12 protein-coding genes are annotated in these 11,837 nt (G+C 76.3%); 4 read left to right on the top strand and 8 right to left on the bottom strand.

Annotated elements, in window-relative coordinates; genetic code table 11:
* The first annotated feature begins 8 nt into the window (after positions 1-8).
* Entirely contained in the window at positions 9-911 is a 903-nt protein-coding gene (locus ACI780_RS09545) for an ATP-binding cassette domain-containing protein (RefSeq protein WP_457002469.1), read from the top strand.
* Positions 908-1,651: an ABC transporter permease gene (locus tag ACI780_RS09540; RefSeq protein WP_457002466.1), complete on the top strand. Its 744-nt coding sequence runs from the start codon at positions 908-910 to the stop codon at positions 1,649-1,651. The genes ACI780_RS09545 and ACI780_RS09540 overlap by 4 nt, the downstream gene beginning before the upstream one ends.
* A gap of 18 nt (positions 1,652-1,669) precedes the next feature.
* Here the strand turns inward: ACI780_RS09540 and ACI780_RS09535 are convergent, their stop codons facing one another.
* From ACI780_RS09535 to ACI780_RS09525, 3 genes are all read right to left on the bottom strand, one after another.
* Entirely contained in the window at positions 1,670-3,859 is a 2,190-nt protein-coding gene (locus tag ACI780_RS09535) for an MMPL family transporter (protein ID WP_457002464.1), read from the bottom strand.
* 250 nt (positions 3,860-4,109) lie between these two features.
* Complete coding sequence (locus ACI780_RS09530; protein ID WP_457002462.1) at positions 4,110-5,249, bottom strand: serine hydrolase domain-containing protein; 1,140 nt, start codon at positions 5,247-5,249, stop codon at positions 4,110-4,112.
* Between the two features lie 29 nt (positions 5,250-5,278).
* Positions 5,279-5,827, bottom strand: coding sequence for a DUF1990 family protein (locus ACI780_RS09525; RefSeq protein ID WP_457002460.1), 549 nt, complete (start codon positions 5,825-5,827; stop codon positions 5,279-5,281).
* A gap of 36 nt (positions 5,828-5,863) precedes the next feature.
* Here ACI780_RS09525 and ACI780_RS09520 point away from each other — a divergent pair, with 36 nt between their 5' ends.
* Positions 5,864-6,775, top strand: a complete 912-nt coding sequence (locus tag ACI780_RS09520) for a HipA family kinase (protein WP_457002458.1) — start codon at positions 5,864-5,866, stop codon at positions 6,773-6,775.
* A complete protein-coding gene (locus tag ACI780_RS09515) occupies positions 6,772-7,164 on the top strand; it encodes a DUF3037 domain-containing protein (RefSeq protein ID WP_456872163.1) in 393 nt (130 codons plus the stop codon). The genes ACI780_RS09520 and ACI780_RS09515 overlap by 4 nt, the downstream gene beginning before the upstream one ends.
* A gap of 21 nt (positions 7,165-7,185) precedes the next feature.
* Here ACI780_RS09515 and ACI780_RS09510 read toward each other — a convergent pair whose 3' ends face one another.
* The 5 genes from ACI780_RS09510 to ACI780_RS09490 form a co-directional block, all read right to left on the bottom strand.
* Positions 7,186-8,604 carry an NAD(P)/FAD-dependent oxidoreductase gene (locus ACI780_RS09510; protein ID WP_457002456.1) on the bottom strand — a complete coding sequence of 473 codons (1,419 nt, stop codon included), beginning with the start codon at positions 8,602-8,604 and terminating at the stop codon, positions 7,186-7,188.
* 92 nt (positions 8,605-8,696) lie between these two features.
* Complete coding sequence (locus ACI780_RS09505; protein ID WP_457002454.1) at positions 8,697-8,990, bottom strand: 4a-hydroxytetrahydrobiopterin dehydratase; 294 nt, start codon at positions 8,988-8,990, stop codon at positions 8,697-8,699.
* A gap of 83 nt (positions 8,991-9,073) precedes the next feature.
* On the bottom strand, positions 9,074-9,784 hold the full coding sequence (locus ACI780_RS09500; RefSeq protein ID WP_457002452.1) for a phosphoadenylyl-sulfate reductase: 711 nt from the start codon (positions 9,782-9,784) through the stop codon (positions 9,074-9,076).
* 169 nt (positions 9,785-9,953) lie between these two features.
* Positions 9,954-11,624: a nitrite/sulfite reductase gene (locus tag ACI780_RS09495; RefSeq protein ID WP_457002450.1), complete on the bottom strand. Its 1,671-nt coding sequence runs from the start codon at positions 11,622-11,624 to the stop codon at positions 9,954-9,956.
* Positions 11,625-11,721: 97 nt separating this feature from the next.
* Entirely contained in the window at positions 11,722-11,817 is a 96-nt protein-coding gene (locus ACI780_RS09490) for a putative leader peptide (protein WP_456872169.1), read from the bottom strand.
* Between the last annotated feature and the right edge of the window lie 20 nt (positions 11,818-11,837).

Genomic DNA, 11,837 nt, shown 5'->3' with positions numbered 1-11,837 from the left:
CTGTCCGCGTGACCGAGGTCGACGGGCTGACCAAGCGCTACCGCACCCGCGTCGCCGTCGACGACGTGTCCTTCACCGTCCCCCCGGGCCGGGTCACCGGCTTCCTCGGCCCCAACGGCTCGGGCAAGACGACGACGATGCGCTGCGTCCTCGGGCTCACCCGGCCCACCGCGGGGACCGCGACCGTCCTCGGCGTGCCCTACCGGGAGCTCGACGTCCCGATGCGCCGGGTGGGTGCGCTGGTCGACCCGCGGGCCCGCCACCCGGGCCGCACCGCGTACGCCCACCTGCTCGCGCTGGCGCAGAGCAACGCCCTGTCGGCGTCCCGCGTCGACGACGTCGTCGACCTGGTGGGCCTCGGCGCCGTGGCGCACGAGCGGGTCCGCGGCTTCTCCCTCGGCATGGGTCAGCGGCTGGGCATCGCCGCGGCGCTGCTGGGCGACCCCGAGGTGCTGCTGCTCGACGAGCCGGTCAACGGCCTGGACCCCGAGGGCATCCACTGGGTGCGCGGGCTGCTGCGCGACCTCGCCGCCGAGGGCCGCACCGTGCTGGTCTCCAGCCACCTGATGAGCGAGATGGAGGACACCGCCGACCACCTGGTGGTGCTCGGGCGCGGCCGGCTGCTCGCCGACGTCGCGATGACCGACCTGCTGGGCCGCGGCGCGTCGGTGCGGGTGCGCAGCCCGCGGGCGCCGGTGCTGGCGGCGGCGCTGCACCGGGCCGGGGGCGCGGTGTCGCCGCAGCCCGACGGCGCGCTGCGGGTCGACGGGCTGTCCGCCGCGGCCGTCGGCGACGTCGCCTTCGCCGCCGGAGCGCCGGTGCACGAGCTGGCCACGGTCACGGCCTCGCTGGAGGCGGCCTACCTGGCGCTCACCGGGGAGGACGTCGAGTACCGGGCCGGTGCGGCGTGAGCGTCGCGCTGACCGCGGTGCTGCGCAGCGAGTGGACCAAGCTGCGCACGCTGCGCTCCACGTGGTGGTGCACCGGGGTGTACCTGCTCGTGACCGGCTCCTTCGCCTGGCTGGCCGCCGCCACCACGCACAGCGCGCCGACCGCCGACGCCGCCGTCGGGGTGGTGCTCACCGGCTTCGCGTTCGGCCAGGTGGTGCTGGTCGTCCTCGGGGTGCTCGCGGTGACCGCGGAGTCCGCCACCGGGATGGCGCTGGCCTCGCTGGCGGCGGTGCCGCGCCGCACGCGGCTGCTGGCGGCGAAGACCGCCGTCGTCGCGGGGTGGGCGGCGCTGACCACCGCGCCGCTGGTGGCGGCCTGCGCGCTGGCGGCGCGGGTGCTCGTCGCCGTCCCCGGAGGCCTGTCGCTCACCGACCCGGACGTGCTCCGCCCCGCCGCCCTGCAGGTGGCCGGGGCGGTGCTGGTCACCGTGCTGGCCGCGGGCCTGGGAGCGGTGCTGCGGTCGACCGCGGGGGCGGTGGGCCTGGGGGTGGCCCTGGTCTTCGTCGCCCCGCCGGCGCTGGCGCTGGCCGGCGGGGCGGGCGCCGAGCTGCTGTCGCAGGCGATGCCCGCGCTGCGGGTGGGGGAGGACGCGTTCCTCGCCGTCCCCACCGGCTGGCCGGTGGGTCTCGCGGTCGCCGGCGCGTGGGCCACCGCGGCGTGGGTCGCCGGCGCGGTGCTGCTCGAGCGGCGCGACGTGTAGCCAGGGGCCGAGCGCGGCTCAGCGCGCGGCGGCGAGTCCCCGGCCCGCCGCGTGCGCCGGCCCGGTGGCGGACTCGCGGATCCCGTAGCGGGCGTAGAACCGGCCCAGCGGCTCCGGCGCCCACCAGTTCGCCCGGCCGAGGAGCCGCATGGTGGCCGGCACCAGCAGGGCCCGCACGACGGTCGCGTCGACCACGATCGCGATGAGCATCGCCACCCCGATCATCTTGATCAGCACGACGCCGGAGACGGAGAAGGCGCCGATCACCACCACGAGCAGCAGCGCGGCGCTGGTGATGATCCCGCCCGTGCGCTGCAGGCCGGTGGCCACCGCGGCGGTGTTGTCGCCGGTCAGGTCGTACTGCTCCCGGATCCGGGACATCAGGAAGACCTCGTAGTCCATCGACAGCCCGAAGACGATGGCGAGCACCAGGATCGGCGAGGTGGCCTCGATGAACCCGGTCGGGGTGAAGCCCAGGACCCCGGAGAGGTGACCGTCCTGGAAGATCCACACCAGCGCGCCGAAGGAGGCGCCCAGCGACAGGACGTTCATCAGGACGGCCTTGATCGGCAGCACGACCGAGCCGAAGGCCAGGAACAGCAGCACGAACGACGTCAGGGCCACCAGCAGGGCCATCCACGGGAGCAGCGCGCCGAGGCTGTCGAGCAGGTCGGCGTACACCGCTGCCGTGCCGCCGACGAGGACGACGGCGCCCCCGGGAGCGGGCACCTGCCGGATCGCGGCCACCAGGTCCCGGCCCTCGGCGCCCATCGCGTTCACGTCGGCGGCGACCACCACCCGTGCCGTGCTCCCGGCGACCTCGGCGACCGCGGCGCCGTCCACGCCCGGGACGGCCGCGACCGCGGCGACGTAGGACTGCAGCGCGGCGGCGCCCTCGGGTGAGTCCGCGGCGCCCGGCAGGGTGACGACCGCCTCGACCGGGCCGGACGGGCTCGGGGGGAAGTCCCGCTCGATCGTCTCGGCGACCACCCGGCTCTCCGCGCCCTCGGGCATGGCGCGCACGTCGATGCCGCCGAACTCCGCCCGGGCGAACGGCAGGGCCAGCGCGACCAGCAACCCACCCACCACGACGGCGTAGACGACCGGACGGCGCATCACGCTGTGCGCGATCCGGTACCAGGCCCCGTCACGCTCCCGGGCGTGCGCGGGCCGCCGACGTCGACGGCCGAGCGAGCGCAGCGAGAGCGCGTCGACGCGGGGACCGAGCACGGCCAGCAGCGCCGGCAGCAGGGTGAGTGCGGCCAGCATGGCGACCAGGACCGCGCTCATCCCGCCGAAGCCCATCGAGCGCAGGAACACCTGCGGGAAGATCAGCAGCCCGGCCAGCGACAGCGCGACGGTGACGCCGGAGACGGCGACCGTGCGGCCGGCGGTCGCCATGGTCCGGGCGAGGGCGTCCTCCACGGACGCCTGCCGGCGGACCTCCTCCCGGAACCGGCTGACCACGAACAGCCCGTAGTCGATCGCCAGCCCGAGGCCCAGCACGGTCACCACGTTGACCGCGAAGATCGACACGTCGGTGACCAGCCCGAAGGCGCGCAGGGCCGCGAACGAGCCGAGGATCGCCGTCACCCCGATGGCCAGGGGCAGCCCGGCCGCGGCGAGGCCGCCGAAGATCACGACGAGGAGGACCGCCAGGACCGGCAGCGAGATCGTCTCCGCCGTCGCGATGTCCTCGCTGACCTGGGTGTTCATGTCCCGGTTGAGGGTCACCTCGCCGCCGAGCCGGGTGGTCAGCCCCGGGGCGGCCAGGTCGTCCTCGACGGCGTCGAGGACGTCCTCCCGCTCGTCCTCGTCACCCCGCAGGCTGAGGACGGCGTAGGTGCTGCGCCGGTCGTCGCTCACCAGGAACGCCGCGCCCGTGTCGAAGTACGAGACCGTCCGGAGCACGTCGTCCCCGGGCAGGGAGTCGAGCGTGGAGGTGACCGCCTCGGCGTAGGCGGGGTCGTCGACCGTCGTGGTGTCGCTGGAGTACAGGACGACGACGTCGGCGGTGCTGCGGCCCAGCTCGCGCTCGGCGACCTCGGCGGCCCGGGAGCTCTCGCTGTCGGGGTCGGAGAAGCCGCCGCCGGTCATCTGGCCGAAGACGCCGGTGCCCCAGGCGCCGGCGACGGCGACGAACGCGAGGGAGAGCGCCAGGACCCACCGGCGCCGGCGGTACACGGCGCGACCCAGTGCCTCGAACACGGCCTCTCCCTCGTCCCGGGAACGGGCTGGTCCCGCTCTCAGCACACCGTCCGGGAGATCCGCGGGGAGGGCTGTCGTCCTCGCGACACGTCGCCCGTCCCTCCGGCGACACGACCAGCGCAGCCCTCGTCCACACCCGCCCCCCGTGTCCACTGCCCTCCGGGCGGCCGGAACGGCGTCCCGGCGGCCCGGACGGCAGCATGGCGGCCGGAGGAGCGGCGCGGAACCGGGAACGGCGCGGCGCGGCCGCCTACCGCGGGCCGAACGCCACCGCCCGGAACGCCTCGAACACCGGCGGGGGAGCGGGCGAGGCCCACACCTGGTTGGTCAGCAGCACCGCCGTCGTGCCGGTGACCGGGTCGGTCCACCAGGAGGCGCCCAGCCCGCCGTCCCAGCCGAAGGAGCCGGCGTGCCGGCCGCCGGGTTCGTCCTCGCGCCGCACCCCCAGGCCCAGGCCCCAGCCGCCGCCCTCGTCGTCGACCGGGCCGGCCTGCTCGGTGAGCATCGCCCGCACCGTGCCCTCCCGGAGCACCGGCTCGCCGCCGGCGAGCAGCACGCGCGCGAGGACGCCCAGGTCGTCGACGGTGGACACCAGCCCGTCGCCGCCGTCGGGGAAGGCCGGGGGACGCGCCCACTGCCCGTCGGGCGGGTCGTAGAGCCCGCGCCGGCCGACGTCGTCCGGCGGTGCCCAGTGCGGGCCCAGGCGGGGGCGGGCGGCGTCGGGCACGCCGAAGCCGGTCCCGGTCATCCCCAGCGGCACGAGCACCCGCTCGGCGAGCACCTCGGGCAGCGGCCGGCCCCCGGCCCGGGCGACCAGGACGCCCAGCACGCTGGAGCCGGTGTGGTAGAGCCAGCGCTCCCCGGGCTGGTGGGCCAGCGGGACCGAGGCCAGCCGGCGCAGCCACTCGTCCGGCGGCGGTGCGGCCTGCGGCTGCGGAGGACCGGCCGGCAGCCCGGCCTCGCCGAGCGCGGCCACGGTCGGCGTCGGCCAGGGGGCGGTGAAGTCCAGGCCGGTCCCGAGGCGCAGCGTGAGGACGTCGCGCACCGTGACCGGCCGCCGGGCCGGGACCGTGCCGGCGGACGGGTCGGCGGGGTCGGCGAGCACGCGCGGGCCGGCCAGCTCGGGCAGGTGCGGGTCGACCGGGTCGTCCAGGCGCAGCGTGCCGTCGTCGACCAGCGCGAGGGCGGCGACGGCGACCACCGGCTTGGTCACCGAGGCGATGCGGAAGACGGTGTCGGGGGCGACGGGGTCGTCCCCGCCGGGGGTGTGCGTGCCGGCGGCGCCGCGGGCGACCTCGCCGTCGCGGGTCACCCACCAGGCCGCTCCCGGTACCGCTCCGGCGGCCACGGCCTCCGACACCACCCGCTCCACGTCCTGCGCCAGTCCCATGCCGTGTCGACCGGCCCGGGACGGCGGACTCATCGGCCGCGGGCGGCGCGGCGGAGCGAGGCCAGGTAGCGCCGGGTGGCCAGGCCCTGGACGAACCGGCTGACCGGGGGCACGGCGCGGGCGGCCGGCGTGGCCAGCCGGGAGAACACCCGGATGGAGACGACGACGTCGCCGCCCTCGGCCAGCCGCACGGTGAAGCGCTCCTCGCCGCTCTCCGGGTGCCCGGGCAGGGTGCCGTAGGCGAAGCCCCGCTCGTCGCCGGTGGTCGACGCCCACACCACCCGGCAGGGGATGTCGTAGCCGAGCCGCGGCAGCCCCGCGGTCAGGACGACGACGGTGCCGACCTCGCCCGGCGACCCGCTCGCGCGCACCCGCAGGCCCACGCTGCGCTGCGGCGTCCAGTCGAACACCGCCGCGGCCACCCGCTCGAACGTCACCCGCCCCGAGCCGACCGCCTCGGTCCACGCGCCGTGCAGGTAGCCGGCCGGCAGCTCGGGCTCCCGGGTGGCGCCGACCTCGGCGTAGGTGAGCGGCGCGTCGCGCAGGCCCTCGGGCGACACGGCCCGGAACAGGCCCATGCGCCCAGTGTGGCCCGGCGTAGGTTGACCGGCACTGTGCTGCCCGCCGTCACCGCCACCCGCTACGTCACCCCGCTGCGCGAGGGTGGCTCGCTGCCCGGTCTCATGGAGGCCGACGACCTGGGCACCTACGTGGTCAAGTGGCGGGCCGCCGGCCAGGGCGTGCGGGTGCTGGTCGCCGAGGTGGTGTGCGGGGAGCTGGCCCGCGCGCTGGCGCTGCCGGTGCCGGCCCTGGTCACCGTCGACGTCGCACCGGAGCTGGCCGTGGGGGAGCCCGACCCCGAGGTGCAGGAGCTGCTGCAGCGCTCGGCCGGGCGCAACCTGGGGCTGGACTACCTGCCCGGGGCGCTGGACTTCGAGGCCGGCGCGCACTCGGTCGGGCCGGAGCCGGCCGGGCGGGTGCTGTGGTTCGACGCGCTCGTCGGCAACGTCGACCGGTCCTGGCGCAACCCCAACATGCTGTTCTGGCACGGCCGGCTGCAGCTGATCGACCACGGTGCCGCGCTGACCTTCCACCACTCCTGGTCCGGCGCCGGGGCCGCCGTCGCCCGGCCCTACGACGCCTCGCAGCACGCGCTCGTGGAGTGCTCGCCCGACGTCCGCGCGGCCGACGCCGCGCTGGCCGGCCGGGTCACCCGGCCGCTGCTGGAGGAGGTCCTGCGCCAGGTGCCCGACGACTGGCTCGAGGACGAAGGACCCCGGCCTCCCCACCCCTCGCAGGCTCGGGGCGGTGCCCTGGCCGAGGCCGACCGCCCGTCACCTGACCCCGACGACGTCCGGGAGCGCTACGTCGCCCAGCTGCTCGCCCGGCTGGCCGCCCGCGACGCCTGGCTGCCCGGGCTGGTGGCCGCGGCGGCCGAGGGCGGGTCGCGGCGGCGGGCCCCGCGCGGGGAGAACCGGCCGGCGTGGCTCGGCCCGCCCCCGCCCGAGGGGATCACCCAGCGGTGAGCCGGGAGACCTTCGAGTACGCCGTCCTGCGGGTGGTGCCGCGGGTCGAGCGCGGCGAGGCGATCAACGCCGGCGTCCTCGTCTACTGCCGGCAGCGCGACTACCTCGGCAGCCGGGTGCACCTCGACGCCGACCGGCTGCGCGTGCTGGACCCCACGGCCGACCCGGGGGCGATCGCGCAGGCGCTGCAGGCCGCGGCCGACGTGTGCGCCGCCGACCCCGCCGCCGGGGCGGCCGGACGGGAGGCGCTGGGCTCGCGGTTCCGCTGGCTGACCGCGCCGCGCAGCACCGTCGTGCAGCCCGGGCCGGTGCACACCGGGCTGACCGAGGACCCCGACGCCGAGGCCGACCGGCTGCTGCGGCTGCTGGTGCTCCCCGTCACGGAGTGACCAGCGGAGCGCGCCCCGCGGTCAGGTCGCCCCGACGAGCTCCAGGAGCCGCTCGCGCGTCGGGCCGGCCGGCGGTGGGTGCTCGTGCTCGCCGGCCACCTGCAGGACCCGGTCGGCGAACCCGGGGCGGGTGAACAGCTCCGCGGGCAGGGTCAGGCAGTCCACCACCTCCATGAAGGCGCGGTAGACCTCCGCGTCGAACGCCATGGCCCGGACCAGCGCCGGGCCGAGCGCGGCCGGCGCGGGGGGCGGGGGCGGCGAGGGCGGCGGGCGGCCCTCCCGCGCGGCGTCCATGTCCGCGAGCCGGGCCCGGTCGACGGCGACCGTGGCCCGGTACCAGGGGGTCAGCCGGGCCTCGGTGTCGGCGTCCCACGCCGCCGCGAACTCCTCCGGGTCGCCGAGGTGCTGCCGGACGACCTCGCGCAGCGCGACCGCGTGCACCAGGCCCAGCGCGATGCCCCGGCCGATCGAGGGGTTCGTGCAGGCCCACGCGTCGGCCAGGGGCGCGATGCCGGTGGCCACAGGGCGCTCGCCGTCGGACAGCCGGCGGTGCCGGTCGAGGATCCCCGTCATCGGCAGGACCCCGGTCAGCGGCTCGCCGTCGAGCCAGTGCGCCTGCCGGGGGCAGGCCGCCACGACCGCCGTCCACGCCGGCTCGTGCCGCAGCTCCTTGAGCGGCCGGTCGGAGGAGGCGGTGTAGAGGGTCACCGACCAGGTGCCGGAGTCGGCGGGCAGGGTGAGCACCGAGAAGGAGCCGAGGGCGACGTTGAGCCGGTCGCGGGGTTCGGGCAGGCGGCCGTCGCGGGAGCGGAAGTAGCGGGTGTAGTAGGTGAACCCGCTGTCCACCGACTCCTCCTGCACCGGGGCGCTGCCGGCCTCGAGCAGCCACCGCGGCAGCGGCGAGCGCCGCCCCGTGGCGTCGACGACGAGGTCGGCGGCCACCTCGCCGTCGGTCGTGGCGACGCCGGTGACGTGCGGGCGCCCGTCCAGCGGCCGGGTGAGCAGGCCGGTGACGGTCACGCCGCGCCGGACCCGCATGCCCGGCTGCTCGTCGGCGGTGCGGCCGAGGACCTGTTCGAGCACGCAGCGGCGGGCGGTCAGCGTGACGTGGCGGTCGTCGTCCGGCCGCCGGTCCAGCGGCGGCACCGTGGGCGGGGCCGTGGTCAGCGTGTCGAAGCGGACGGCGTGGGCGGCGGCGAGGGCGGCGCTGACGTCCGGCAGCTCGGCGTCGAGGACCAGCCGCGCCCGCGGCTGCAGGTAGTGCGGCTGGCGGAACTGCGCGACCCCGCCGCGGTGCCACTGCGCCCACGCCTCCTCGGGCGTGCCCGGCACCGGGTCGGGGTCGTGCTCCAGGACGGTCACCTCGTGCCCGTCACGGGCCAGCAGCAGTGCCGAGGCGAGCCCGCACACCCCGCCACCGAGCACGACGACGTCGGCCATGGCGGCCTCCTCCCGCTCGTTGCCGCACGCTAGGAGCGCGGAGGGGCGGGCCGGGAGAGTCCTTGGGCTCCGGTCGTCTCAGCCGGGGAACCTCAGCCGGGGAAGAGGCCGTCGATGCGGCGGGCGAGCTCCAGGTCCAGCTCGCTGACCCCGCCGGCGGAGTGGCTCACCAGCGTCAGGTGCAGGGTGCGCCAGCGCAGGTCGACGTCGGGGTGGTGGTCCAGCTGCTCGGCCACGAACGCGATGCGCACGAGCGCGGCGACCGCGTCCGGGAAACCGGGCAGCTCCAGGCTGCGCCGGAGGCCGTCGGGCCCGCCGGACCACGCCGGCAGGTCGCGCAGCGCGGCGGCGACGTCGTCGGGGGACAGCTTCGGCGGCCGGGGCACGTGCCCATCCTGCCGTGCTGGAACGGCCTCGTCCCCGGGTCCCGCGGCGCGCGGAGCGCGTCGTGGGGCGGGAGGAGGTCCTTTCAGAGGTGCAGGCCGCACTCGGTCTTGCCGCGGCCGGCCCAGCGACCGGCGCGCGGGTCCTCGCCCGGGGCGACCGGCCGGGTGCACGGCGCGCACCCGATGGAGGCGTACCCGAGCTCCTGCAGCGGGTTGACCGGTACCTGGTGCTCGACGAGGTAGGCGTCGACGTCGTCCTGCGTCCAGGCCGCCAGCGGGTTGACCTTCACCATGCCCCGCTTGGCGTCCCAGTCGACGACCCGGGTGCCCGCGCGGGTCGCGGCCTCGTCGCGCCGGACGCCCGAGCCCCACGCCGCGTACCCGGCCAGCGCCGTCGCCAGCGGCTGCACCTTGCGCAGCGAGCAGCACAGGTCGGGGTCGCGCCGGTGCAGCTCCGGGCCGTGCTCGGCGTCCTGCTCGGCCACCGTCTGCGCCGGCGTCACGTTGACCAGCGTGATGGGCAGGACGCCGCTGATCCAGTCGCGGGTGCCGATCGTCTCGGCGAAGTGGTAGCCGGTGTCGAGGAAGACGACGTGCACGCCCGGGACCGCCCGGGAGGCGAGGTGGGCGAGCAGCCCGTCGGCCATCGACGAGGTGATCGCGAAGTCGTCGCCGAAGGTCTCGCCGGCCCAGCGGAGGACGGCGAGGGCCTGCTCGACCGGGTCGGCGATCCCCTCGAACCGGGCGTCGGCCTCCGCGGCCAGCTCCGGCGTGGCACGCACGGCGGTGGTCATGCCTGCACTCCTGTCCCGGTGAGCCGGACGGTGAAGGTCCGGAGGCACGCGGCGCAGTGCCACTCGCCCCCGTCCCCGTACGGGGTCAGCTCCTCGTCCCCGCAGTACGGGCAGTGGAACACGGGGAGCTGGCGCTGCCTTCCGCCCGAGGGCGTGTCGGCCTCGTCGCTCACAGCAGCCAGGCCTCCTCGGCCCGGGCGACGTAGGCGGCGAACCCCTCGCCCGGCTCGCGCCGCTCGAGGTAGCCGCGCAGCACCCGCTCGCAGTAGTCGGCCGTCTCGGCCTTGGTCACCTTGTGGCCGCGGAACTTCCGGCCGAAGGACGCCTCGACGCCCAGGTGCCCGCCGAGGTGGACCTGGAAGCCCTCCACCATCTCGCCGGAGTCGTCGCGCACCATCGACCCCTTGAGGCCGATGTCGGCGGTCTGGAACCGGGCGCAGCTGTTCGGGCAGCCGTTGACGTTGATCCCGATCGGCACGTCGAAGCCGGGCAGCCGCTTCTCCAGCTCGGCGTAGAGGTCCTGCGCGTGCTGCTTGGTCTCGACGATCGCGAGCTTGCAGAACTCCAGGCCGGTGCAGGCCATGGTGCCGCGGCGGAACGCACTCGGGCGCACCAGCAGGTCGTGCTCGGCCAGCGCGGCGACCAGGTCCTCGACGTGCTCGTCGGGGACGTCGAGGACGACCATCTTCTGCTGCGTCGTCGTCCGGATCCGCCCGGCGCCGTACCGGTCGGCGAGGTCGGCGATCCGGGTGAGCACCGTCCCGGTGATCCGGCCGGTGCGCAGCGCGAAGCCGACGGCGTTGCGGCCGTCCTTCTGCCGGGCCACGCCGACGTGGTCGCGCGAGGCGTGCGCGGGCGCCGCGGCGGCGGGGCCGTCGGGCAGGGCACGGTGCAGGTACTCGTCCTGCAGCACCTGCCGGAACCTCTCCGGACCCCAGTCGGCCATCAGGAACTTGATCCGGGCCCGGTTGCGCTGCCGCCGGTAGCCGTAGTCGCGGAAGATCGAGGTGCAGGCCGCCCAGACCTCGGTGACCTCCTCCGGCCGGACGAACACGCCGATCCGCTGGGCGAACATCGGGTTGGTCGACAGCCCGCCGCCGACCCACAGGTCGAAGCCGGGCTCGCCGTCGGGACCGACGACGCCGACGAAGGAGACGTCGTCGATCTCCGGCTCGGTGCAGTGGTCGACGCAGCCCGACATCGACGTCTTCCACTTGCGCGGCAGGTTGCTGAACTCGGGGTCACCCACGTACCGGGCCACCGTCTGCGCCATGACGTCGGTGGCGTCGACGACCTCGTCCTCGAGGACGCCGGCCAGCGGGCAGTTGAGCATCCCGCGCGGGGTGTCGCCGCAGGCCTCGGTCGTGGTCATGCCGACCGCCTCGAGCCGCTCCCAGATCTCGGGGACGTCCTCGATGCGGATCCAGTGGTACTGGATGTTCTGCCGGTCGGTGACGTCGGCGACGTCGCGGCCGAACTCGGTGCTGATGGCGCCGAGGGTGCGCAGCTGCTCGCTGGTCAGCGCCCCGCCGTCGGTGCGCACCCGCATCATGAAGTAGGAGTCCTCGAGCTCCTCGGGCTCCAGGACCGCGGTCTTGCCGCCGGGGATGCCGGGGGCCCGCTGGGTGTAGAGGCCCATCCAGCGCATCCGGCCGCGCAGGTCACCGGGGTCGATGCCGTCGAAGCCGGTCCTCGCGTAGATGTCGAGGATCCGCTGCCGGACCTCGAGGCCGTCGGAGTCCTTCTTCATGCGCTCGTTCGGGTTCAGCGGTTCCCGGTAGCCGAGCGCCCACTGGCCCTGGCCGCGGACCGGCCGGCCGGAACGGGGTGGTGCGGACACGGTGTACTACTTCCTGCGCCGTCCGCGCCGGTTCGCACCCGCGCGGAGCGCGCTGCCAGATCGGGGACGCGGCTCGCGCCGCGGGGAGGACTGGTGGTCAGCGCGCGGCGCGACAGGCGGCGCTGCTGACCCGGGCGAGGTCGACGTGCAGACGCGCGACGAGCAGGCTGCCGCGATCCGTCACGCCTGCCATGGTCGCACACCCGCGCGGGG

It is taken from the genome of Geodermatophilus sp. SYSU D00814 (assembly GCF_054050055.1).
This window is presented reverse-complemented; position numbering and strand designations above follow the sequence as displayed.